20 protein-coding genes are annotated in these 24,500 nt (G+C 62.8%); 9 read left to right on the top strand and 11 right to left on the bottom strand.

Features of this window, described 5'->3' with window-relative positions:
* Nucleotides 1-40 precede the first annotated feature (40 nt).
* The gene (locus ACIQWS_RS23050) at nt 41-2,305 is read left to right on the top strand and encodes a mechanosensitive ion channel family protein (RefSeq protein ID WP_403184672.1); all 2,265 of its coding nucleotides are present in this window, start codon (nt 41-43) and stop codon (nt 2,303-2,305) included.
* Between the two features lie 268 nt (nt 2,306-2,573).
* Here ACIQWS_RS23050 and ACIQWS_RS23045 read toward each other — a convergent pair whose 3' ends face one another.
* The 3 genes from ACIQWS_RS23045 to ACIQWS_RS23035 are packed head-to-tail and all read right to left on the bottom strand — an operon-like array spanning nt 2,574 to nt 5,211.
* Entirely contained in the window at nt 2,574-3,362 is a 789-nt protein-coding gene (locus ACIQWS_RS23045) for an ABC transporter ATP-binding protein (protein WP_346307652.1), read from the bottom strand.
* The gene (locus ACIQWS_RS23040; protein ID WP_346307653.1) at nt 3,359-4,354 is read right to left on the bottom strand and encodes an iron ABC transporter permease; all 996 of its coding nucleotides are present in this window, start codon (nt 4,352-4,354) and stop codon (nt 3,359-3,361) included. Before ACIQWS_RS23040 ends, ACIQWS_RS23045 begins: the two co-directional genes overlap by 4 nt.
* Nucleotides 4,351-5,211 carry an ABC transporter substrate-binding protein gene (locus ACIQWS_RS23035; protein ID WP_346307654.1) on the bottom strand — a complete coding sequence of 287 codons (861 nt, stop codon included), beginning with the start codon at nt 5,209-5,211 and terminating at the stop codon, nt 4,351-4,353. The genes ACIQWS_RS23040 and ACIQWS_RS23035 overlap by 4 nt, the downstream gene beginning before the upstream one ends.
* Before the next feature lie 177 nt (nt 5,212-5,388).
* Between ACIQWS_RS23035 and ACIQWS_RS23030 the strand changes: the two genes are divergently transcribed.
* The 5 genes from ACIQWS_RS23030 to ACIQWS_RS23010 all read left to right on the top strand — a co-directional run bounded on the left by ACIQWS_RS23030 (nt 5,389) and on the right by ACIQWS_RS23010 (nt 10,870).
* On the top strand, nt 5,389-6,375 hold the full coding sequence (locus ACIQWS_RS23030) for an aldo/keto reductase (RefSeq protein WP_346307655.1): 987 nt from the start codon (nt 5,389-5,391) through the stop codon (nt 6,373-6,375).
* A 250-nt stretch (nt 6,376-6,625) separates the two neighbouring features.
* Nucleotides 6,626-7,480 carry a ferredoxin--NADP reductase gene (locus ACIQWS_RS23025; RefSeq protein ID WP_346307656.1) on the top strand — a complete coding sequence of 285 codons (855 nt, stop codon included), beginning with the start codon at nt 6,626-6,628 and terminating at the stop codon, nt 7,478-7,480.
* 172 nt (nt 7,481-7,652) lie between these two features.
* Complete coding sequence (locus ACIQWS_RS23020; RefSeq protein ID WP_105735155.1) at nt 7,653-8,117, top strand: MarR family winged helix-turn-helix transcriptional regulator; 465 nt, start codon at nt 7,653-7,655, stop codon at nt 8,115-8,117.
* Nucleotides 8,110-9,330, top strand: a complete 1,221-nt coding sequence (locus ACIQWS_RS23015) for an HlyD family secretion protein (RefSeq protein WP_403184667.1) — start codon at nt 8,110-8,112, stop codon at nt 9,328-9,330. The genes ACIQWS_RS23020 and ACIQWS_RS23015 overlap by 8 nt, the downstream gene beginning before the upstream one ends.
* Entirely contained in the window at nt 9,323-10,870 is a 1,548-nt protein-coding gene (locus ACIQWS_RS23010) for a DHA2 family efflux MFS transporter permease subunit (protein ID WP_403184665.1), read from the top strand. The genes ACIQWS_RS23015 and ACIQWS_RS23010 overlap by 8 nt, the downstream gene beginning before the upstream one ends.
* A gap of 54 nt (nt 10,871-10,924) precedes the next feature.
* Here ACIQWS_RS23010 and ACIQWS_RS23005 read toward each other — a convergent pair whose 3' ends face one another.
* Together ACIQWS_RS23005 and ACIQWS_RS23000 are read right to left on the bottom strand one after the other, a co-directional pair.
* Nucleotides 10,925-11,941: an amino acid ABC transporter substrate-binding protein gene (locus tag ACIQWS_RS23005; RefSeq protein ID WP_403184663.1), complete on the bottom strand. Its 1,017-nt coding sequence runs from the start codon at nt 11,939-11,941 to the stop codon at nt 10,925-10,927.
* Between the two features lie 85 nt (nt 11,942-12,026).
* Complete coding sequence (locus ACIQWS_RS23000; RefSeq protein ID WP_403184661.1) at nt 12,027-15,080, bottom strand: aminotransferase class III-fold pyridoxal phosphate-dependent enzyme; 3,054 nt, start codon at nt 15,078-15,080, stop codon at nt 12,027-12,029.
* 123 nt (nt 15,081-15,203) lie between these two features.
* Between ACIQWS_RS23000 and ACIQWS_RS22995 the strand changes: the two genes are divergently transcribed.
* Together ACIQWS_RS22995 and ACIQWS_RS22990 are read left to right on the top strand one after the other, a co-directional pair.
* Entirely contained in the window at nt 15,204-15,656 is a 453-nt protein-coding gene (locus ACIQWS_RS22995) for an Lrp/AsnC family transcriptional regulator (RefSeq protein ID WP_223615429.1), read from the top strand.
* Between the two features lie 130 nt (nt 15,657-15,786).
* Nucleotides 15,787-15,954, top strand: coding sequence for a DUF1127 domain-containing protein (locus tag ACIQWS_RS22990; protein WP_403184658.1), 168 nt, complete (start codon nt 15,787-15,789; stop codon nt 15,952-15,954).
* Here the strand turns inward: ACIQWS_RS22990 and ACIQWS_RS22985 are convergent.
* From ACIQWS_RS22985 to gcl, 4 genes are read right to left on the bottom strand one after another with little or no spacing between them, the layout of a single operon-like run.
* Complete coding sequence (locus ACIQWS_RS22985; protein WP_403184656.1) at nt 15,951-17,228, bottom strand: glycerate kinase; 1,278 nt, start codon at nt 17,226-17,228, stop codon at nt 15,951-15,953. The two genes, ACIQWS_RS22990 and ACIQWS_RS22985, sit on opposite strands and share 4 nt — an antisense overlap.
* Nucleotides 17,229-17,261: 33 nt before the next feature.
* Complete coding sequence (locus tag ACIQWS_RS22980) at nt 17,262-18,146, bottom strand: 2-hydroxy-3-oxopropionate reductase (protein WP_346305692.1); 885 nt, start codon at nt 18,144-18,146, stop codon at nt 17,262-17,264.
* A gap of 4 nt (nt 18,147-18,150) precedes the next feature.
* Complete coding sequence (hyi, locus tag ACIQWS_RS22975) at nt 18,151-18,966, bottom strand: hydroxypyruvate isomerase (RefSeq protein WP_403184653.1); 816 nt, start codon at nt 18,964-18,966, stop codon at nt 18,151-18,153.
* 25 nt (nt 18,967-18,991) lie between these two features.
* On the bottom strand, nt 18,992-20,776 hold the full coding sequence (gene gcl, locus ACIQWS_RS22970) for a glyoxylate carboligase (protein ID WP_403184650.1): 1,785 nt from the start codon (nt 20,774-20,776) through the stop codon (nt 18,992-18,994).
* Between the two features lie 167 nt (nt 20,777-20,943).
* Between gcl and ACIQWS_RS22965 the strand changes: the two genes are divergently transcribed.
* A complete protein-coding gene (locus ACIQWS_RS22965) occupies nt 20,944-21,774 on the top strand; it encodes an IclR family transcriptional regulator (protein WP_403184648.1) in 831 nt (276 codons plus the stop codon).
* A gap of 43 nt (nt 21,775-21,817) precedes the next feature.
* On the opposite strand, the gene guaD is transcribed toward ACIQWS_RS22965, so the two are convergent.
* Together guaD and ACIQWS_RS22955 are read right to left on the bottom strand one after the other, a co-directional pair.
* Complete coding sequence (gene guaD, locus ACIQWS_RS22960) at nt 21,818-23,173, bottom strand: guanine deaminase (protein ID WP_403184645.1); 1,356 nt, start codon at nt 23,171-23,173, stop codon at nt 21,818-21,820.
* Nucleotides 23,170-24,411, bottom strand: coding sequence for a urate hydroxylase PuuD (locus ACIQWS_RS22955; RefSeq protein ID WP_403184643.1), 1,242 nt, complete (start codon nt 24,409-24,411; stop codon nt 23,170-23,172). The genes guaD and ACIQWS_RS22955 overlap by 4 nt, the downstream gene beginning before the upstream one ends.
* Nucleotides 24,412-24,500: the final 89 nt, after the last annotated feature.

Below are 24,500 nucleotides of genomic sequence, written 5' to 3'. Positions count from 1 at the left end.
CAATGCGCGTACTCCTATCAGGAGAACGAAGGGGACCGCGATGCTGAAACACCTGAACATTCCATCGGCAATGCGCGTGGTCCTTTTGTGTCTGTGCACGGCACTTTCCGGCGTTTTCGCAGCGGCCACAACCGCTTGCGCGCAGACCGCGGCGCCGGAAACCGTCACCATCGTGCTGCAGCGGGGCCAAAGCGAAGCCGACATCAACAACACGCTGCGGGCCGCCTATGCCAGCGGCCGCAACGTTGTCGTGCGTTGGGAGGATCCGGCACCCGCGCCCGCACCGGCAAAAGCCAAGGCCTTGCCCGCCGCGCAGCCGGGCGATAGCCCGCTCGATCAGGCCGAAGCCCTGGCCGAGAATGCGCTGGATTCATTCGGCACCGGTCTCTCCGTCGGGCTCACGGGCATCGGCCACATCGTCGAACTGCCCTTCATGATGGACAAGGGGCTGCAAAGCCAGGGCGGCGACTGGAGTCAGGTTTCCCTCGTTACGCTGGGTGCGCTGCTTGCCGCCGCCGCCGCAGGCTGGATCGTCTTCCGGCTTGGCACGGCCCTGATCGTCCGCCCGCTCGGCGAGGATGCCGATCTCGTCCATCGCGCCCGCGGCTCGCTCGCCCGCACGGTGCGCGACATCGCCGGCATTTGCGCCTTCATTGCCGTCGGGCACATCGTCATCAACATCCTGACGGCGGACGCGCCGATGGCCTCCACCCTGACGTTGAGGCTGCTGCACGCCGCAGCGCTGACCCTGGTCTACGCGGCGGTCGGACGGCTGTTCCTTTCGCCCGGCGATCCCCAGGCAAGGCTTCTGCCCATCAACAATCCTCAATGGCACTTCCGCATGCTGGTTGCCTATGGCCTCACCGGCGCCCTGGTCGGCCAGCTCGTCCGCCTGTCCCTGGAAAGCGGTGTCAGCCGCGGCGTCACCGAAGGCTGGTTCCTGATTGCAGCGACCGTGGTTACGGTTCTGAAGCTCTGGTGGTTCATAGGCGGGCGCAAGGACATCACCGCGGTGTTTGCCGGACCGGCACCGAGCATGACCCGGCAGGTCATCGCAAGCGCGCTTCCGGCATTCCTGTCTTTGGTTGCCATCCTGATCTGGATTGTCGGCTGCATGGCAGCCAGTGCTCCGCAGCGCGCCCATTGGGGGGAAGCGGCGGGCGCAACCCAGGTCATCATCCTGCTGATACCCATCATCGCCCTTGGCATGCATGCGCTGATTGCGGCCATGCAGGAGCGGCACAAGAATGACAAGCCGCTGCCGCCGCTGGCGCAGGCTTTCATCGCGGCCATCCAGACACTGGCGACCGGGGGCATCTGGCTTCTCGGTCTCTTCCTCATTATCCGTCTGTGGACCAGCTATATGGACAGCGCCTACGCCATGGCGCTGTCGCTCATCACCGGCCTGCTCAGGATCAGCGTTGCCGTGGTCGTCGGCTGGGCCATCTGGAGTTTCCTGCGGCACTATTTCACCGCCCTCTCTCCTTCCTCGCGGCCGCTGCTGCCGGGACAGGAGGACACGGACGGTCCAACGCGCACCGCCGCCGGACGCCTCTCGACGATCCTGCCGCTGGTGCGCGATCTCGCCTTTGGCGCCATCGTTGCGATCACGGCACTCGTGGTGCTTTCATCCCTCGGCATGGATATCGGACCGCTGCTTGCCGGCTTCGGCGTTCTCGGGCTGGCCATTTCCTTCGGCTCGCAAACGCTGGTGAAGGATGTGGTCTCGGGCATATTCTTCATTGCCGACGACGCATTCCGCACGGGTGAATATATCGATACCGGCAAGCTCAAGGGCACCGTCGAGCGCATCACGCTGCGCTCCCTGCAGCTGCGCCATCAGAACGGCCCGGTGCACACCATCCCCTTCGGACAGATCCAGTCGGTGACGAATTACAGCCGGGACTGGAGCACGATCAAGTTCGAGCTGCGCTTCGATCGCGACACCGATCCGGAAAAGATCCGCAAGACGGTCAAGAAGGTCGGCCAGGACATGCTCGAGGATCCGGAATTCGGCCCGGAATTTCTGGTTCCGCTGAAATTCCAGGGCATTCAGGACATCACCGAGAATTCGATGATCGTCCGGCTCAAATTCACTGCCAAACCGGGCAACCCGTCGCTTATCCAGCGTGAGGCGATGAAGCGGCTGCTCGTGGCCTTCCGCGAAGCCGGTCTCCTGCTGGCATCCAATGCGGTGACCGTGCGGTCGGGGACCAACGACGCGGCCGGTGCCGGTGCGGCAACCCAGATCGCCCTGGAGAAGGCCGCCGAACTCGCGTCGACGCAGGCGGCCAAGCCGGGCTAGAGCCTTTCCTGCTTAAATAGAATCGTTCTGCCGGAGGGAATTTGGTTCAAGGGCGAGGGGTTTGGCGAGACCGATGTCTTTCCATCGGGCGAAGCCGAAGCCCGATGGCATTGGGCCAAATTCGCCCGGCCCTTCGGGTTTCCGGCTGGCGGACACCCACCTTGTCAGGCAGCTTCGCCCGATGGGTAAACATCGGCCTCGCTACCTTCCGCGTGGATTGTCTCGCCATCCGGGAAACAGAACTGGTTCTATTTAAACAGGAAAGGCTCTAGTGCCACTCCGGCGTGCCGGCAAGCGCGACAGGCTGGACGATCAGCCCCTGCTCCGTTGCCTGGAGATAGGCCTCGACACCATAGATCCGGCGCATGTGATCGGCCGTCAGCACCTCCGCGGGCCTGCCGTCAGCAACGATCCTGCCTGCGTGGATGAGAACCAGCCGGCTGCACCAGTGCGCGGCAAGGCTGAGGTCGTGCAGGGATGCGACCACCGCCGAGCCCTTGCCGGCCAGATCGGCGAGCGACTGCATCAAGCCGATCTGATGCGCCGGATCGAGCCCCGCCGCCGGTTCGTCCGCAAGCAGGAGCGCCGCATCCTGCGCCAGGGCACGGGCGATCAGCACCCGCGCCCGCTCACCGCCGGAAAGGTCGAGAGCCGAACGATGGCGCAGCTGCTGGACATCCATCCGCTGCATCGCCTGTTCGACCAGCGCCGCATCATGCGCGCTCGGCCGGGAAAATCCGCGGCGGTAGGGCGTGCGGCCGAGCGAGACGAGATGTTCCACCGACACGGCCCAGGCGATTTCCCGGTCCTGCGGCAGATAGGCGACGTGCTTTGCCCGCTCCCCGACGTTCATCCGCCGCGCCGGTTTTCCGGCAATGCCGATGTCGCCGCTCGACGGCACCAGGCCGAGGATGCTGCGCAGAAGAGTTGACTTGCCCGCACCGTTCGGGCCGATCAGCCCGACAAATTCACCGGCGCGAACGTCGAGCGATACATCGTGCAGGACGGCCCTGGAACCGAGCGAGGCATGGACATGGGACAGGCTGAGGATCGTCATATCAGCGTCCTTCGCGTGCGGAACACCAGCCAGAGGAAGAAGGGCGCGCCGATCATGGCCGTCAGCACGCCGAGCTTCAAATCCCGGCCCGGCGCGATCAGGCGCACGAGAATATCGGCTGCCAGCAGCATCGATGCGCCGCCAAGCGCGCTGGCCGGCAGCAGGCGCGACGGCCGGGCACCCACCAGCGGCCGCAGCACATGCGGCACGATCAGGCCGACAAAGCCGATGGCACCGGCAACGGCGGTGGCCGCCCCGACGGATGCGGCCGTGCCCAGAATGGCGAAGAACTGTACCCGCCGGATGTTGATGCCCATGCTGGCAGCGGCATCGGGGCCGAGTGTCAGGGCGTCGAGCGCGCGGCCGAGGCTGAACAGCAGCGCCCAGCCCGCAAGGATGAACGGGGCGGCAAGCTGCACATGCAGCATGGAGCGGTCGGTGAGGGATCCCAGCATCCAGTAGACGATCTCCATCGCGGCAAACGGGTTGGGTGACAGGTTCAGCGCCAGCGTGGTCATCGCCCCGGCAAAGCTCGAGACGGCGACACCGGCGAGAATGATGGTCAGCGTGCCCGCGCCGCGGCCGGCCAGCGCCTGCACCAGGAAGACCGCGAGAACGGCGCCTGCCAGCGCCATCAGCGGCAGGGCAAGCGGAAAAGCCAGGGACAGGCCGGTATAGATGGCGATCACCGCGCCGAGCGATGCCGACGCACTCACCCCGAGAAGGCCCGGTTCCGCCAGCGGATTGCGCAGATAGCCCTGCAGCACCGCGCCGGAGAGCCCGAGGGTCGCCCCGATCATCAGGCCGAGCAGCGCGCGCGGCAGCCGTATTTCCCGCATGACGATGACGATGGCATCGCCCTGTCCCGTCAGCAGGGCGCGGATACTGTCCGACATGCCCAGTGCGGCCGGACCGGCGAGCAGCGACAGCACGAACAGGACAAGGGTCAACAGCGCAAGCCCGGACAGGAGAAGACGGTAATGATCCTTCATCTGGAGCCCTCCCGCCGTGCCGCATCCGACAGCAGCTTGACGGCCTCTGCCGTGAACGGTCCGCCGCATATCCAGTACTTGTCGGGGATATCGACGGGCTGCCGCCCCTGCAGCGCCGCCCGGAACGCCGGATGGAGCTGCGCGTCATAGGCAAGGGCAGGCGCCGGATAGGCGTTGTGGGTGGCAATCAGGTCCGGCTTGGCCATGACCAGTTGTTCCAGCGACAATTTTTGCGTGCCGTCGAGGCCCAGCTTTTCGCCCATATTGATCAGCCCCGCCCGGTTGACGACCTCACCGGCCAGGGTGCTGCGGCCCGCGGTAATCTGGTTGGCATAATAGAGCGCGACGGTGGGTGCATCGGCGCTGCGTGCCGGAATGCTTGCCAGGGCCGTGTCCATGGCGCCCAGCAGTTCTTCCGCCCTGGCTTCGCGCCCGAGCAGGGCACCCATCCGCCGCACATTGGCGCGGATATCGTCGAAGGAGGCTTCCGGCGGGAATTCCTCGACGCGAAATCCCAGCCGCCTGAGAATAGCGGTCGTGGCCCGCGTGGTGTAGGTGCTGGTCAGGACGAGATCCGGCTGCATCAGGAATATCTCTTCCGCCTGACCATGATTGAGCGCAAACGCCCCCGCCTCCCCGGCCAGAACCGATACGGTCGCATCCGCGGCGAGATAGGACACGGAAACGAGCTGCCCGCCCGATGCCAGCAGCATCGCCAGCTGATCAGTGCAAAGGTTCATGGAGACGACACGCCCCGGTGCTTCGGCCGACGTGGAATCGACCGTGGCAAGCAGCGCAATGGCGGATGCCAACCACGCCGCGCCTGCGCCGACAGCCCGTCTGTATCCCCTGCTCACGCCCGCAAACTCCCCTTGCCCCTCATACAGCCGAAACCTTGGCGGCATGCGGCGACCTGCCTATAGCTGCCATCAATATCGTCCGGCGTATAGTCATTCCTGCGGCATATCCATCGTCTGACCGGTTGACATCCCGTTTTGCCGCTTCCACCATGGGACAGATTCCGGGAGAGACAATTGGACATTCGCAAGATTGGTAAAACGCCGCTGGCCGTCACTGAAATCGGCTTCGGCGGGGCGGCGATTGGCGGGCTGTATCGTGAATGCACGCGCGACGCCGCAATGGAAACCCTGCAGACCGCATGGGATGCCGGCATACGCTATTTCGACACGGCGCCGTTTTACGGTTTCGGCCTGTCGGAGCGCCGCACCGGCGACTTCCTGCGCGACAAGCCGCGCGACAGCTACGTGCTTTCGACAAAGGTCGGTCGCCTCATGCGCCCGGTGCCGGAGGATCAGGTCCCCGATCATTCCTACGTCAATCCCCTGCCCTTCGCCGTCGACTATGACTACAGCTATGACGGCATCATGCGCTCCTTCGAATTCAGCCTGGCGCGCCTCGGCCTGAACCGGACCGACATCCTTTACGTGCACGATATCGGTGCCTACACCCACGGCACCGAACAAAACGCCGTCTATATGGACCAGCTGCTCGGCAGCGGGCTGAAGGCGCTGGACGAACTCAAGTCGGCCGGGGCGATTGCCGCCTATGGGTTGGGGGTGAACGAGGTCGAGGTCTGCCTCGATGTGCTGGCCCGGCATCCGCTCGACTGCATTCTTCTCGCCGGGCGCTATTCCCTGCTCGACCGCGCGGCCGAACGCGGCCTGCTGGACCTCTGCCGGACGCAGAACACCTCCCTCGTCATTGGCGGCGTGTTCAATTCCGGCATTCTGGCGACGGGGCCGGTGCCCGGCGCGCACTTCGATTATGGCCCGGCATCCGCGGATATTCTCGAGCGCGTCCGCGCCATGCAGGCCGTCGCGGAAGCTGAAAATGTGCCGCTGGCAGCCGCCGCCATCCAGTTTCCGTTCCGTGAACCGGTTGTGGCGAATGTTTTGATCGGCACCGCCAAGCCCTCGAGCCTGACCCGCAATCTGGAAATTTTATCCACGAAAGTCCCGGAATCTGTATACACCGACTGCGAACGTTTCGTCCTTCGCTAAATTCTTCTAAAAGATCGCTCCGGATTAGTATCGGCATGGGTTTCATCGGGTGGCAGCAACCGCTAATTTGCTGATCTGCCTTGCAATATCAGCCATTGCATATTCCGCTCATCTGATTACATAAGGGCTCGCTGACTTCGTTCAGCGCGCCCGGCTGGCATATGCGGCGGCCGGAAATCAGGCAATGAATGGAGCAACGCCCGGCTCTCTTTCATGTGTTGACACGAAGTATTGAGCGAGAGACCCAGGGATGACTGCATCTTCGTCAGCGACCGTCACGGCGGCACCTATTCATGCAACGGATGACCTTTCGGCACCGGTTGCATTTGCGATTCCCGACAATGTGTTCGCGGAAACGGTCACCGAGGTGCGCCACTATACCGATCGCCTGTTCCGTTTCCGTATCACGCGGCCCACAAGCTTCCGCTTCCGTTCCGGCGAATTCGTCATGATCGGCCTGCCCAATGCGGAAAAGCCTGTCTATCGCGCCTATTCCATCGCCAGCCCGTCCTGGGACGAGGAAATCGAATTCTTCTCGATCAAGGTCGACAACGGCCCGCTGACCGAACATCTGCAAAAGATCAAGCGCGGCGATACGGTCCTCCTGCGCAAGAAGTCGACGGGAACGCTGGTTCTCGATGCACTTCTTCCCGGCAAGCGGCTCTACATGCTGTCGACGGGAACCGGCGTCGCCCCCTTCGCCAGCCTGATCCGCGACCCCGAGACCTACGAAAAATTCGAAGAGGTCATCCTGATCCAGACCTGCCGGGATATCGCCGAGCTGAAATACATCACCGAAATGGTCGAGGGCATCAAGGATGACCCGCTGATCGGTGAATTCGCCGCCGACAGCCTGCGGCTCTACACCACGACCACGCGTGAACCATTCACCCATATGGGCCGCATCACCGACCTGATGCAGAGCGGCAAGCTGTTCAACGATCTCGGCCTGCCGCCGCTCGATCCCGAAACCGACCGCGGCATGATCTGCGGCTCGATGCACATGATCCACGACACCAAGGCCATTCTGGAATCCTTCGGCCTGGTCGAAGGCGCCAACAACAAACCGGCGACCTATGTGGTCGAGCGGGCCTTCGTCGGCTGAAACCTGCCTGCAGAAACATCTGGAATATCGTGCCCGGCCTCCTTGAGGCCGGGCATTTTGTTATGCGGCTTGCCTCACTGACTTGTGACACCTTGTCTCTTCTAAAACATGAGTCCACATGCTATATGTGTGAATGTTATAAGCACCCTTATGAGTTTCAAAACCCCACATCATGGACGACACACCCACTCTTGGCTTTCTGCTGCACGATGTTGCGCGGTTGCTGCGCAAGCGGTTTGAACAGCGGGCGAAATGCCTCGGCCTGACCCGGTCGCAGTGGCAGACGCTGGCCTATCTGTCCAAGAACGAGGGGATTCATCAGGCTGGCCTCGCGGAAATCCTCGAAATCGAGCCGATCACGCTGGTGCGCATCCTCGACAAGCTGCAGGAGCGCAACCTGATCGAGCGGCGCCGGCACCCGACCGACCGCCGCATCTGGCTGCTGTTCCTGCGCGATGAAGCGCGCCCGCATCTGGCGGATATGCGCGTCATCGGCGAAGTCACCCGGTCCGAAGCCCTCGAAAATGTGCCGGCGGAAGACCGCGAACATCTCATCCGCACTCTAACCCTTATGAAGTCCAATTTGATCGATGCCTGTCAGACACCGGTCGATGACAGGAAGACACACCATGGCTGACGGATCTCTCAACTCCCGCATTCCCGCCAATACCGATCACCCCGCCGCGCCGGGGCATGCCGCGCCCGTTCTGGAAAAGACCGAAGCACCCGGCGAAGCGCCGGTAACCGCCCGCGTCAACGAACCGGTGCCGCTGCCCGATATCACGCCGCCGAAAACCCGCCGCAACCGTCTGCGCCCCGTGCTCTTCGCCGCGCTGCCGCTTGCCCTCGTGGTCGGCGGCTATTTCTACGTCACCGGCGGGCAGGTCATGTCCACCGACAACGCCTATGTGCAGGCGGACATGGTCGGCGTTTCCACCGATATATCGGGGCTGGTCAGCGCCATCGACGTGCATGACAACGAGGTCGTCAAGCAGGGACAGATCCTGTTCCGCATCAACCCCGACGTCTACCGCATCGCTCTGGAGGGTGCGCAGGCGCAGCTCGGCACCGTTCGCAACCAGATTCTCAACCTGCAGGCGAGCTACAAGCAGACGCTGGCGGAAATCGCCCAGGCGGAATCCGACATTCCCTTCTATCAGAAGACCCTGCAGCGCCAGGCGGACCTGACCAACACCGCCGCCGTTTCCAAGGCCACCTATGATCAGGCCAAGCATGATCTCGACGCCGCGCAGCAGAAGGTCGATGTCGCCAGGGCACAGGCTGCCACCACGCTCGCCCAATTGGGCAACAATGCCGACCAGCCGGTTGAGCAGAACCCGTCCTATCTCGCGGCAAAGGCAACCGTCGACAAGGCCCAGCACGATTTTGACGCGACCACGGTGCGTGCGCCCTTCGATGGGATCGTGACCAATGTCAGTTCGCTGCAGGTCGGCGCCTATCTCCAGGCCTCGCAGGCCGGTTTCAGCCTGGTTTCGACAACCCATATGTGGGTCGCCGCCAGCCCCAAGGAAACCGAGCTGACCTATGTGAAGCCCGGCCAGCCCGTGACAGTGACCGTCGACACCTATCCGGGCGTCGAATGGAAGGGCACGGTTGCCAGCATCAGCCCGGCCTCCGGCTCGAGCTTCTCGCTGCTGCCCGCGCAGAATACAACCGGCAATTGGGTTAAGGTTGTTCAGCGCATCCCCATGCTCGTCAGCATTAACGATATGGCTGGCAAGCCGCCCCTGCGCGTCGGCATGAGCGTGACGGCCGAAGTCGATACCGGTCATGCACGCGGCCTGCCGCAGTTCGTGCAATCGCTCCTGGGCAGCAAGGATCATGTCTAGCACCGTCGCACTGCCGGGCACCGCGCCGGTTGCCAATCGCGGCGCGATCACGGCCTGTGTCATTCTCGCCGTGATCATGCAGGCGCTCGATACGACCATCGCCAACGTGGCGCTGCCCTATATCCAGGGCAGCGTTGCGGCGAGCGCCGACCAGATCAACTGGGTCCTGACCTCCTACATCGTCGCTGCTGCCATCATGACGCCGCCGTCGGGCTTTCTCGCCGCCCGCTTCGGCCGCAAGCGCGTGCTGCTCACCGCCATCGCCGGGTTCGTCGTGGCGTCGGTGCTGTGCGGCATCGCCCAGTCGCTGCCGCAGATCGTGGCTTTCCGGCTGTTGCAGGGCCTGTTCGGCGCCTCGCTCGTCCCCCTGTCGCAAGGCATTCTTCTCGACATCTATTCCGTCGAGGAGCGCGGCTCGGCCATGGCGCTGTTCGGCGTTTCCGTCATGGTCGGTCCCGTGCTCGGCCCTGTCATCGGCGGCTGGCTGACCGACAATATCAGCTGGCGCTGGGTGTTTTACATCAACGTTCCCATCGGCCTTCTCGCCTTTGTCGGCATTGTTGCCTTCGTCACCGAAACCGGGCGGGAGCTGAAGGCCAAGCTCGACTGGTTCGGCTTCGGCACGCTCAGCCTTGCCATCGCCGCCCTTCAGCTTTTTCTCGACCGCGGCGAACAGCTCGACTGGTTTTCCTCCGGCGAGATCCAGCTGGAAGCGCTGGTCTGCGTCAGCGCCTTCTACCTGTTCCTCAGCCACACCTTCACGGCCGAACGGTCCTTCGTCAATCCAAGGCTGTTCCTTGACCGGAACTTTGCCGTCAGCATGTTCTTCATCTTCATCGTCGGCGTGACCTATCTCGCCTCGCTTGCCCTGATGACGCCGTATCTGCAGACGCTCATGGGCTATCCCGTCACCACGGCAGGTATCGTCATGGGCCCGCGCGGTGTCGGCACGATGGTGTGCATGTTCATCGTCGGCCGCCTCATCGGCAAGGTCGACACGCGCTTCCTCCTGGTGCTCGGCCTCGGGCTGACCGCATGGGCCATGTACGACATGACCGGCTGGACGCCTGACGTATCGCAGTGGACCATCGTTTCGGTGGGCTTCATCCAGGGTGCGGGCCTCGGCTTCCTCTTCGTGCCGCTGACGACGATTGCCTTTGCCACCCTGCCCGCCAGCATGCGCGGCGAAGGCACGGGCCTGTACAATCTGTCGCGCAACATCGGTTCCAGCGTCGGCATTTCCATCGTCACGGCGCTGATCACCGAGAATGTGCAGACCAACCACGCCTCGATCGCCGCCTATGTCACGCCGTTCAACCACGCCTTCAATGCGCCTGCCGTGATGCAGCATCTCGACCCGCTGAAGGCGGCGGGCCGTGCTTCGCTTGACGGCATCATCACCCTGCAGGCCACGATCATCGCCTATATGGACGATTTCAAGCTGCTGATGCTGATGTCGCTGGCGGCCATCCCGCTGGTGTTCCTGCTGCGCAAGCCGGCACCCAGCGCCGCGCCGCCGGAACATGCGGTGATGGAATGAAACAAGGGCGGGCGGTCCACCGGACCGCCCGCCCTTTTATCATGGTAACGCGTCTTACCGCGCCGGCGGCGCATACATCAGGCCGCCGGCATTCCACAGGGCGTTGATGCCCCGGTCGATCTTCAGGGGGCTGCCCTTGCCGAGATTGCGGTCGAACATTTCGCCGTAATTGCCGGTTGTCGACACGATGTTGTAGATCCAGCCCTTGTCGAGGCCCAGCGGCGCGCCCGTATCCCCCTCGGCGCCCAGAAAGCGCTTGATCGACGGATTGCCGGATTCAACCTGCTTGGCGATGTTCTCCCTGGTAATGCCCAGCTCTTCCGCTTCGATCATCGAGAACAGCGTCCAGCGGACGATGTTGAACCAGCGGTCATCGCCCTGGCGCACCGCCGGTCCCAGCGGCTCCTTGGAAATGATCTCGGGCAGCACCATGAACCCCTCGGGGTCGGACAGGGTCAGTCTTTGCGCGTAGAGTGCGGAGGCATCCGTCGTGTAGACATCGCAGCGGCCGTTGTTCAGCGCGACAATGGTTTCATCCGGGCGTTCGAACGAGACGATCTCGTAGGTGATGTTGTTCGCCTTGAAATAATCGGCAACGTTGAGTTCGGTTGTCGTGCCGGTCTCCGTGCACAGCGAGGCGCCGGAAAGCTCCTTTGCGCTCTTCACGCCCAGCGACTTCTTCACCATGAAGCCCTGCCCGTCATAATAGGCGGTGCCGACGAATTTGAGGCCCATGGTGGTATCGCGCGACAGGGTCCACGTGGTCTGGCGCGACAGCAGATCGGCTTCGCCGGACTGCAGCGCGGTGAAGCGGTCCTTGGTGGAAAGCGGAATGAAGTTGACCTTGTCCGGGTCGCCGAAGATTGCCGCTGACACCGCATGGCAGAAATCAACGTCGAAGCCGGTCCATTTGCCCGTACTGTCCGCATTGGAAAAGCCGAGGACGCCCTGGCTGACGCCGCAATTGACGCGGCCGCGTTCCTTGATCACCGACAGCGTGTCGGCCTTGGCCGGGGTGGCGGTAAAGGCTGCCGATGCCAGCAGCAGGGCGAGAAGTGCAGTCCGTTTCATGGTGTTCTCCCTCATTGTGATTGAATAAATCTTTCCCGTCCGCCGGACAGCTGCCCGGCGGTTCGTTCGTTCTTCGGTGTTTGGATCACTGGTTCGCCAGGACGGCCGTGAACGTGTCCTCCAACACGTCGATCAGATAATCCGCATTGGCCCGGCTGAAAATCATCGGCGGGCGCAGCTTCAGGATGTTGTCGTGCGGTCCCTCCGTTCCCATCAGGATACCGCGCTCCCTGGCACCGTTGTTGATGGCGCGGGCTATCTCCGTGGCCGGATGTTTGGTGCTGCGGTCCGTCACCAGCTCGATGCCGAGAAACAGGCCCTGTCCGCGCACATCGCCGATGACGGCATGGCGGGCTTTCATCTCCTCGAAGCGCTGCAGCAGGTAATTGCCTGTCTCCAGCGCATTCTGCCGCAGATTGTCGCGCTCGATCACATCGAGCACCGCAAGGCCCACGGCACAGGACACCGGATTGCCGCCGAATGTGTTGAAATATTCCATGCCGTTGTTGAACGAGGCGGCGATCTCGCGCGTCGTCACCACCGCCGCCATGGGGTGACCATTGCCGATGGGCTTGCCCATGGTGACGATGTCGGGCACCACGCCTTGCGTCTCGAACGCCCACCAATGGCTGCCGACGCGGCCGAAACCGACCTGCACTTCATCCGCCGCACAGATACCGCCGGCGGCACGCACCATCGCGTAGACCTCTTTGAGGTAACCATCCGGCAGGAACACCTGACCGGCAACGCTGGGAATGGACTCGGCAAGGAACAGGCCCGGCGCCTTGCCTGCCCGGCGCATCTGTTCGATCTGTTCGGCAACGCTTTCCGCATAGCGGCTGGCAATCTCCGCCTGCTGCCAGTCGGAGGGCGCGCGGTAAGGATCGGGAATGGCGGCCTCATAGACATGCGGCTTGCGGCCCTTGCCGCCCCGACGCTTGTATTTGTAGGGGCTGAGCTCGATCAGTTCCTGCGTCGTGCCGTGATAGGCCCAATCGAGCACAATCGCCTCCTCGCGGCCCGTATGCGCCCGCATCATCCGCAACATCAGGCTGTTGGCCTCGCTGCCCGAACAGGCAAAGGTCGCGACCGCGAGGTCTCCCGGCAGTGTCGCGGTCAGCCGCTCCGCATAGGTGACGATATTGTCGTGGAGATAGCGCGTGTTGGTGTTGAGCAGGCCCGCCTGCCATGACAGGGCCCTCACCACATCCGGATGGGCATGGCCGAGATGGCAGACATTGTTGAAGCAGTCGAGATAGGCCCGGCCGCGATCGTCGATCAGCCAGACACCGTCGCCGCGCACGAACTTGATCGGCTCCGCATAGGAAATGGAGAGATTGGGCAGGAGCGACGTGCGGCGCGCCGCGACGATAGCCTCCCGGCTGCGCCCCGTCTGCTGGAATGTCTCGCGTGGCAGGCCGATGAAATTGGCCGGATCCGGGAACAGCTCGCCCCAGACCGGGAGATAGCGCGCTTCGCCGACGCCGAGGATGGCCGTTGCGGACAGGGATGTATCAACCGACAATTGCAGATGCAGATGCGGTGCCCAGCCGCCATTCTCCGCCGGCGCGCCCATTTGGCCGACGAGATCGCCCGCTTGAAGCACGTCGCCCGGGCGCAGCCGCGTCAGGGCCTCATGCGCAAGATGCCCCCACAGCGTCGCAAAGGGCGGGCAGCCGTCCGGCGCATGCTCGAGCTTGACGAGGCAGCCATAGCCGAGCGGATCTGGCTCGATGACGACTTCTGCGACAGTCGCCGCGATGGGCGTGAACAGTTTCGTGCCCGCAGCCATGAAGAGGTCGAGGCCAAGATGCCGGGTGCGCCGCTCGCCGGCAATGAAACGCGATTCGAACATCACGCCGGTATAGACGGAGCGTTCCTCGCCCCACGGCCCGATGCCAAGCGCAATACCGTTTTCCGCACAATAGCCATCCCACCACGCGGTTGCCTTGTCCGGCTGCTGCGCCGCGGACCAGACGGTCATGGCATTTTCGGGATCGCCATAGGGAACCAGCGCCTTGGCCGCGGTGGCCGGATGCTGCGCGAGAACCGGAGCAAAAGTCCGGTTGTTGCGCTTGATCCAGCCGGCAACCGCCTTGGCCCCGGCAGACGCATCATATCCGCAGGCATGGCGGAAAATCGCCGTGGCAAAGCCCGGATTGATCACATCGAGACGCCGCAGCAATGCCCATGCGGGGGCCTCGCTGATGGCGAGATAGGGATTATCATCCGTCTTGTCCTTGCGCTGCGCCGACAGCGTGACGCTGGTGACCAGCCGCATGGCGATCAGGTCGAACAGCAGATCCAGCTCCTGTTCCTGCAGAGGATATTCCGCATGGAAGCCCGCAACGATGGCGACTGCCGCGCCGATGGGATCGTCGAGATCGAGAATGGAATAGGCGCAGGCCACCGCCACTTCCGCGATCAGCACGCTGTGCAGCGCATCGCCGAAATCGATCAGGCCGGCGATCTCGGCGGGATTATCCGGATCGACCAGCACGTTCCAGTCATTGGCGTCATTGTGGATGACGGCGGCACGAAGGGATGGCAGACGCGGCGCCACCCGCGCTTCGAACCGGTCGAGGAAGCGGCCGAGCAACGCACGATCCTCGGCATTGTCGATATATTTCAGGCGCTGGCGCGACAGGCCCGCCGCCCGCATGTCCCAGTCGAATGTCCTGAGCGCGCCGGGATGCATGAAGCCCTGCATGGCCCTGTCCAGCCGCCCGAGCATCCCGCCGAGGCTTTGCAGGACCGCCGGCGTACGTTCGCGTTCGGCCAGGGGATCGCCGTCCTGCCACGACACCATGCGGATGCAATGCTGATCGCCGGTCGAGGATTGAACCTGCACCAGCACCTGCCCGTCCAGCGACCGACGCAATCTTGGCACCGGCAGATCGGAGGCATTGGCTTCGAGATGATGCAGCAGCGCCGTCTGGAAATCGCTCTGGTCCTTCGGCTCGCTGGAATTGACGGCTTTGAGAATCCAGATGGAGCCATCCGATGCATCGATCCGGAAATTCTGGTCGCGTTCGCTGGCGAGCGAACTGATCCGGCCCTCCACGCCAAAATGCTCCTTGGCGATGGCGAGTGCTTCCGCATTCGAAAATGCCGGTGCCGGATGGGACAGATTGATCATGCATCAACTCCTTTTCGCCAGAGCTTGGCACGGGCCTCAAAATGGGGCATCCGTTAATCCGCCGGTTTGACCGTCAGAAGGACGGCCTGAACCGGCATTTGGTCGGGGGAAGAGAAGAGGGCAATGAAGGAACTCGATGAAAAGGACCGGAACATTCTGAGCATCCTGTCGCGCGATGCCAAGATTCCGCTGAAGACGCTCGCCGGAAAGATCGGTCTGTCACGCAGCGCAACCAGCGAGCGCATTCTTTTTCTCGAACGGTCGGGGGTCATCCGCGGTTACCGGGCCGATATCGGACAGTTGAACGAGGGGGTGATCTGCGCCTTCCTGCTGATCAGCCTGGTGCGCACCCCGGCGCTCGGCGTGCTGGACCAGCTTGCGGCCCGTCCGGAAGTCCGGCGCGTTTCCTCGGTCAGCGGGCAGCTCGATCTGATTGTCGAGGTCGAGGTGCCGTCGATGAATCACCTCAACACGATCCGCAACACGGTGGCGCTGCTGGAGGAAGTGGATGACGTCACCACATCGATCATTCTGCGCCGCGACATCGACCGGATGGGCGGCGACGCGGGAGAATAACCGCCGGCCGGATTCACTCTCGGAGGATCAGGCAATCTCTTCGGCCAAACGGGATACCGGTTTTTGACATGGCCGCGCATACTCCGTCGTGTTCACAGGTCTATTTGACGAACAAAGACGAGGTATGAAAATGAACATTTACCGCAACTTTATTGCCTGGCGCAATGCGCGCCGCACCATTGCCGAACTCAACAGCCTGCCGCTGGATCAATTGGCAGACCTGGGCATTGATCCCCTCAGCCATGTCCTTGGCATTCCCGTCCGCTCCTATTCGGGCAATCAGCGCGAAAGGAACTAGCTACTGCCATCGATATAAATGGCCCGGAAATCATTGACATTGGTGCCCGTCGGGCCCGGCACGAAAAGATCACCGAGAGCATCGAACGCCGACCACGCATCATTGGCATTCAACAGGCTGCGCGCGTCCCTCCCAAGACCCGCCAGCCGCGCGGCGGTGCTGCCATCGGCAAAGGCTCCGGCATTGTCCTCCGAACCATCGATGCCGTCCGTATCGGCGGCCAGTGCCGAGATGCCCCCGGCCCCGGCGATACCAAGCGCAAAAGACAGAAGAAACTCCGTGTTGCGCCCGCCCTTGCCCTTCCCGCGCACGGTGACCGTGGTTTCTCCCCCGGAAAGGAGAACCACCGGCGCCGTGAACGGCCGGTTTCTGGTCAAAACTTCGCGGGCAAGCGCGGTATGCACATGCGCGACTTCCCGCGCCTCCCCCTCGATGGCATCGGACAGGATGACCGCGTCGACGCCCTGATGCCGCGCCGCCGCTGCGGCCGCCTCGAGCGAGACCGCCGCCGAAGCGATGATGCGGACCGTGTTGCGGGCAAAACCGGGATCGCCGGGATTGGGTGCGCGGGCCGCATCCAGCGACAGATGCCGCAAGGCCGCGGACGGCAATGCAAGATTGTACTGGCGCACGATCGCCCGTGCATCGTCGAGCGATGCTTCATCCGGCACGGTTGGACCCGATGCGACCAGAGCCGGGTTGTCGCCCGGAATATCGGATATGACCAAGGTAACGACCCTGGCCGGAAAGGCGGCGGCGGCCAGCCGCCCGCCCTTGACGGTTGAAAGGTGCTTGCGCACCGTGTTCATCGCGGCGATGGGTGCGCCGGATGCCAGCAATGCCTTGTTGACCGCAATCTCGTCATCGAGCGTCATGCCTTCCGGCGGTGCCGGCAACAGCGCAGAACCGCCGCCCGATATCAGCGCCACCACAAGATCGTCCTCTGTCAGATTGGCAACCGCGTCAAACAGTCTTGCCGTGGCCTTCAGACCTGCCGCATCGGGCACCGGATGTGCCGCCTCGATGATCTCGATCCGCTCGCATGGCACGCCGAAACCGTAACGGGTGACGACAACCCCTTGCAGCGGGCCATCCCAGGCCTGTTCGAAGGCGCGCGCCATCTGCGCCGAGCCCTTGCCGGCGCCGATGACGATGGTACGCCCTTTCGGGCGGTCCGGCAGGTTGGCGGCAACGGTGCGCTCGGCCTGCGCCGCCGCCACGGCGGCGTCAAACAGGGATGTCAGCAATGCCCTGGGGGCGGTTTTCAATGTCATTATTGTCCGCCCCCATGGCCTTGTCTGTCGAACTCAGGCGACCGCGTGGTTGGCGATGCGCTCCAGCGCCTTGACCAGTCCGGAGTGGTCGAGACCGCTGTCGCCGTTCGCCGCACAGCTGTTGAACAGTTCCTGCGTCGATGCCGTGTTGGGCAGCGAGACGCCCAGCGTCTTGGCGCTCTGCAAGGCAAGGTTGAGGTCCTTCTGGTGCAGCGAGATGCGGAACCCCGGTTCGAATGTCCGCTTGATCATCCGCTCGCCATGCAGTTCGAGAATGCGCGAGGAGGCAAAGCCGCCCATCAGGGCCTCGCGCACCCGCGCCGGATCGGCACCCGCCTTCGACGCCAGCACCAGCGCTTCCGAAATGGCTTCGATGGTCAACGCAACGATGATCTGGTTGGCAACCTTGGTCACCTGGCCGTCGCCGCAATCGCCGACAAGCGTGATGTTCTTGCCCATCAGCTTGAACAGCGGCAGGGCCCGGTCGAAGGCGCTTTGCTCGCCGCCCGCCATGATGCTGAGCGTGGCGTTCTTGGCGCCCACCTCGCCGCCGGACACCGGCGCATCGATATATTCGCTGCCCGTCTCGCGAACCCTTTTGGCGAATTCCTTCGTTTCAATCGGCGAGATCGAGCTCATGTCGATGACGAGCTTGCCCGGCTTCAAGCCGAAGACCACGCCGTTTTCGCCGAAGAGCACGTCCTTGACCTCGGGCGTATCCGGCAGCATCAGGATGATGATATCCGTCTTTTCGGCGAGAGCCTTGGGGCTTTCAACGATCTTCAGGCCGTTCTCGACCAGTTCCGGGCGCGGCTCGATGAAGAATTTCGAGGTGTAGACGTCATGCCCCGCATCCTGCAGGTGACGTGCCATGGGCGTGCCCATGATGCCCAGTCCGATGAAACCTATGTCAGCCATATCCTCAGCTCCTCATTCTCAAGATGTCGGCGGATTTCTGCGCGTCGGAAAAATCCTTCAGCCAGCCCAGTCCGCGTTGCGTTTCAGTCTTTGGTTTGTATTCGCAGCCGATCCAGCCGGTGTAACCGGCCTCGTCCAGAGCCTCGAACACGAAGGGATAGTTGATTTCGCCCGTGCCCGGCTCATTCCGGCCGGGATTGTCGGCCAGCTGGATATGGGCAATCCGGTCCTTGTGGCGCTGGTAGGTCGCCACCAGTTCGCCGCGCGTGCGCTGCTGGTGATAGAGATCGTACTGGATGAAGAGATTGTCGCTGCCGACCTCGTCGATGATCGATGCGGCCTGTTCGACGGTATTCAGGTAGAAACCGGGAATATCATAGGCGTTGATCGGCTCGATCAGCAGGCGGATCTGATGCCTGGCAAGCTCCTGCGCCGCCAGGCGCAGATTGTGCACGAATGTCGTGCGCAGCACATCGGCCGCCAGCCCGACCGGCGCGATGCCGGCAAGGCAGTTGATCTGCCTGCATCCCAGCTCGGTGGCATAGTCGATGGCCGTGGCAACGCCGCGCCGGAACTCATCGATGCGGTCCGGCAGCACCGCGATGCCGCGCTCGCCGCCCGCCCAGTTGCCGGCCGGAAGATTGTGCAGCACCTGCACCAGCCGGTGCTGTCCGAGTTTCTGTTTGAGAACGGCGGCGTCGAATTCATAGGGGAAGAGATATTCCACCGCATCGAAACCCGCCTGGCTGGCCAGTGCAAAGCGATCGAGAAACGGAACCTCGTTGAAGAGCATCGTCAGATTGGCTGCAAATTTGGGCATGAGACCTCCGGAAAGTCAGTGAATGTCAGTCAAGGAATGCCGCGACGGCGGTCGGCGCATCCTGTTTCTGTTCGGCCAGCTCCTCGAACTCGACTACCGCATTGATGTCGGCGCCCATCGAGATATTGGTCACCCGCTCGAGGATGAACTCGATGACCACCGGCACCTGGTGTTCGTCCATCAGCGCCTGCGCCTGCGCAAAGGCGTCGGCAAACTGGTTGGGGCTGCGCACGCGGATGGCCTTGCAGCCGAGACCCTCGACCACCGCCACATGGTCGACGCCGTAGCCTTTCTCCGCATCATCAGAAGCATTGATGTTGTCGAAAGCAAGCGACACTTCGAAATCCATGTTGAAGCCGCGCTGCGCCTGGCGGATCAGCCCGAGATAGGAATTGTTCACGACCACGTGCAGATAGGGCAGCTTGTGCTGGGCGCCGACGGCCAGTTCCTCGATCATGAACTGGAAATCATAGTCGCCGGAGAGCGCCACGATCGGCCGGTGCGGATCGGCGGCACGCACGCCAAGGGCTGCGGGCAAGGTCCAGCCGAGAGGCCCGGCCTGACCGCAATTGATCCAGTTGCGCGGGCGATAGACATGCAGGAACTGCGCCCCGGCGATCTGGCTGAGGCCGATGGTCGTGACATAGCAAGTGTCGCGGCCGAACGCCTTGTTCATCTCCTCGTAGACGCGCTGCGGCTTCAGCGGCGTCTGGTCGAAATGCGTCTTGCGCAGCAGGGTGCGCTTGCGCTCCTGGCATTCCCGCGCCCATGCCGACCAGTCGCGCAGTTTGCCTGCGGCCTTCCATTCGGTGGCCACGTCGAGGAACAGCTTCAGCGCCTTGCCCGCATCGGAGACAATGCCGAAATCCGGCGCGAAAACGCGGCCGATCTGGGTCGGCTCGATGTCGACATGCACGAATGTGCGCCCTTCCGTATAGGTCGCGACATTGCCCGTATGGCGGTTGGCCCAGCGGTTGCCGATCCCCAGCACGAAGTCCGATGCCAGCAGCGTGGCATTGCCGTAGCGGTGCGAGGTCTGCAGGCCGCACATGCCCGCCATCAGCCGGTGATCGTCCGGGATCGTTCCCCAGCCCATCAATGTCGGGATAACGGGAACGCCGGTGATTTCAGCGAACTCCACCAGGAGATCGGAGGCGTCCGCATTGATGATGCCGCCGCCCGCCACGATCAGCGGGCGTTCCGACGCATTGAGCATGGCCAGTGCTTTTTCCACCTGCGCGCGCGTTGCGGCGGGCTTGTACGGCTCAAGCGGTTCATAGGTGTCGGCGTCGAATTCGATTTCCGCCAGCTGCACATCCAGCGGCAGGTCGATCAGCACCGGCCCCGGACGGCCCGAGCGCATGATGTGAAAAGCCTTCTGGAAGACGTAGGGGACGAGGCCAGGTTCCATCACGGTCACCGCCCATTTGGTCACCGGCTTGGCGATGGAAGCGATATCGACGGCCTGAAAATCCTCCTTGTCGAGACGGGCGCGCGGCGCCTGTCCGGTGATGCAGAGGATGGGGATGGAATCGGCCGAGGCCGAGTAAAGACCGGTGATCATATCGGTACCGGCCGGGCCGGATGTGCCGATGCACACGCCGATATTGCCGTGATTGGCGCGGGTATAGCCCTCCGCCATGTGCGAAGCGCCTTCCACGTGGCGCGCCAGAATATGGCGGACCGAACCGCGGGCGCGCAGCGCCGAATAGAACGGGTTGATGGCCGCGCCCGGCACACCGAAAGCGCAATCGATCCCCTCCTTTTCCAGGATAAGAACCGCAGCATCGACAGCACGCATTTTGGTCATGATCATTCCTCCAGATTTAGTGGGATCATAATCCGTTTCATGAATCGCACAATGAATTTCTGGAAATCATTCTCATTATATGGAAATAAAGATTTTCAATAAAACTGGTAAAATCAACCGCGCCGGATTATGCCAATGCATCGTAATGCAAGGGGAAAGACGGCAGCATGGCCTCACAGTCGACAGCAGCGAAAGGCAGACGGGGACGCAAGGCGGGGGAGAATGCCGTGCCTTCCTCGGTTCAGGTGCTTGACCGCAGCCTCCATCTGCTCAGCATCGTCGCCGACAATGACGGATCGACGCTGACGGACCTCGCCGACCACACGGGCATGGCGCCATCGACCGTCCATCGCCTGCTGACTTCGCTTGCCAATCACGGCATGCTCGCGCATGACCCGGAATCCGGCGAATGGACGGTCGGCGTGCGCGCCTTTGAAATCGGCAATGCCTTCCTGCGCTACCGCAAGCTCGGCAGCATCAGCCGGCCATTCCTGAAAAAGCTGATGGACGCGTGCGGCGAGACCGCCAATGTCGCGATCGAGGACGAAGGCGATGTGGTGTTCATCTCGCAGATCGAGAGCCATGCGCCGATGCGCGCCTTCTTCCGGCCAGGACGGCGCGGCCCCATCCATGCATCCGGCATCGGCAAGGCGATCCTGTCGACCTGGTCCGACACCGATATCGGCCAGATGCTCAGCGGCAAGACGCTGGCGCATTTCACCGACCGCACGCTCGATACGCTGCCCGCCCTCCTGAAGGACATTCAGCAGATCCGCGCACGCGGCTGGTCGATCGACGACGAGGAGCACACGCTCGGCATGCGCTGCATCGCAGCACCCGTTTTCAATGAACACGGCGAGGCCATCGCCGGGATTTCGATTTCAGGCCCGGCCGTGCGCCTGCCCAAGAACAAGCTGGATGTGTTTGGACCAGTCATCCGCCGGACCGCCGATGAACTGACGCAGGCCATGGGTGGCCGCAAACCGCACGAACTCTAGCGGGAAAAGCAAAAAGGGGCCGCTGGCCCCTTTTTCGTCATCCTCAGGCGATCTGCAGATCGGCCGACGACCGGGCCGGCCCCGCCGCCGGATGTTTGTCGAGCCTGCTCTTCATCGGCTTGCCCGCCACATAGACCTCGGCCACCGAACGGTCGTCCCCCATGGTCTGCAGGATGAACAGCTCTTCGGCCAGCGTGGTTGCCGTGCGCATGCGCAATTCCATCGCCGGCTTGGCGCGGCTGTCGAGAACCGTGATATCGGCATCGGCGCCCGCATGCAGCGATCCGATCCGGTCTTCAAGGCCGAGCGCCCGCGCATTGCCGAGCGTCATCATGTAGTAGGACGCGAAGGGCGAGAGGCGCTGGCCCTGCACGTGCAGCACCTTGTAGGCCTCGGCCATCGTCTCCAGCATGGAGAAGCTGGTGCCGCCGCCGACATCCGTCGCCACCGAAAACCGCGCCCCCAGCGTCTGGAACCGGTCGCGGTCGAACAGGCCGCTGCCGAGGAACAGATTGGAGGTCGGGCAGAAGACCGCCACGGACCCGGTTTCGGCCAGCGCCGCAATTTCGCGGTCGGAGAGGTAGATGCAGTGTCCGAGCAGCATCTTTTTGCCCAGGAGGTCATAGCCTGCATAGATGTCGGTATAATCCTTGGCGGCGGGGTACAGCGACGTGGCATAGGCAACCTCGTCACGGTTTTCCGACAGGTGCGTCTGCACGTAGCATTCGGGATGTTCACGCACGAGAACCCGGCTCATCTCCATCTGCTCGGGCGTCGAGGTGATGGCAAAGCGCGGGCTGATGGCATAAAGCGCCCGGCCCCGGCCGTGCCATTTTGCAATGAGCGCCTTGGTCTCGTCGTAACCTGTTTGCGCCGTGTCGCGCAGCCCTTCCGGCGCATTGCGGTCCATCATGACCTTGCCGCCGATCATCAGCATGTTGCGCTTTTCCGCTGCCGCAAAATAGGCGTCGACGCTTTCCGGATGCACCGAGCAATAGGCAACTGCCGAAGTGGTGCCGTTGCGCAGCAGCTCATCCATGAAGCGCCCGGCGATGAAATCGGCATGGACGGAGGACGCGAACTTCTGCTCCTCGACGAAAATATAGGTGTTGAGCCATTCCAGCAGCTGCGCCCCGTAGGAGGCGATGGCCTGCGTCTGCGGGAAGTGCAGATGCGTGTCGATGAAGCCCGGCAGGATCAGGTGCGGGCGGTGATCGACGATCTGCGCCTGCGGCCCGGCCTGAGGCGCAAGCGTTGCATGGTCACCCACGCGGACAACCCTGCCGTTTTCGATGAGAACGGCACCATCTTCGAAATAGGAATAGGACGCGGTGTCATCGATGGCCTTCGGCGCATCGGTAAAGGTCAGCACCCGGCCGCGCAGCAGCAGTTGGCTCATTGGATTGTTCCTCCCTTGACTGTGTTCTCATACCATTTGGCCAGCAATTGCCGCTCCTCGTTGGAGATAGCGGTCACGTTGGCCGGCGGCATGGCGTGCGAGCGCCCGGCCTGGAGATAAATCTCGCGGGCATGCGCTGCGATCTGGCCATCGGTTTCCAGCATGACACCCTTGGGTGGGGCGATAAGCCCTTCCCAGCCCGGCTCCTTCGCATGGCACATGGAGCAGCGGCCGAGGACCGTATCGCGCACCTTGGGAAATTCCGCCGAGGCGATGAAGGGCTGCTGCACGGCCGATACCTTGTCGGCGGCCGGGCCTCCCGACAGGATTTTCGGCACCGTCGACAGCCACATGATGACGATGAACAGGATGGCGGTGACCAGCCACGTCCAGGTCGGGTCGCCCTTGCGGGCATGGCGCGTGTTGAACCAGTGGCGGATGGTGACGCCCATCAGGAAGACAAGCGACGCGATGATCCAGTTGTACTGGGTGCCGAATGCCAGCGGATAATGGTTCGACAGCATCAGGAACAGCACCGGCAGCGTCAGGTAATTGTTGTGGGTGGAGCGCTGCTTGGCCTGTTTGCCCAGCTTCGGGTCTGGCGTCTTGCCGGCAATGAGGTCCGCAACCACCTTCTTCTGGTTGGGAATGATGATCATGAACACGTTTGCCGACATGATCGTCGCCGTGAAGGCGCCGAGATGCAGGAAGGCGGCACGGCCGGTGAACAGCTGGGTATAGCCCCAGGCCATTCCGACCAGAATGAAATAGAGCAGCACCATCAGCCGCGTATCGTTGCGGCCCAGCGGCGACTTGCAGATCGTGTCATAGACCACCCAGCCGCCGAAGATCGAGGCCAGCGAGGCCGCGATGGCCACCGGGCGCGACACGTCGAGCACATGCGGATCGATCAGGTAGAGGTCGGCGCCGGCATAATAGACGATGCACAGCATGGCGAAGCCGGACAGCCACGTCGCATAGGATTCCCATTTGAACCAGGTGAGGTGTTCGGGCATCTGCGCCGGGGCGACCAGATATTTCTGGATGTGATAGAAACCGCCGCCATGCACCTGCCATTCCTCGCCATGGGCGCCGACCGGAAGGTCCGGACGCTGCCGCAGGCCAAGATCAAGCGCCACGAAATAGAATGACGAGCCGATCCACGCAATGCCGGTGATCACGTGCAACCAGCGGACGGCAAAATTCAGCCATTCCCAGGCTATGGCATATTCATACATGCGGCTCTCCCTTTTATGCGAAAGAGTATGTGCCAAAGCCTGAGCCGCAGGAAAACGCCATAAATCGCCCATCTCTTTCAAAAAAAACT

The organism is Phyllobacterium sp. NPDC097923 (assembly GCF_044760925.1).
Lineage (GTDB): Bacteria > Pseudomonadota > Alphaproteobacteria > Rhizobiales > Rhizobiaceae > Phyllobacterium > Phyllobacterium calauticae.
Note: the sequence above shows the minus strand (reverse complement) of the source record. Positions and strands in the feature narration are given on the sequence as shown.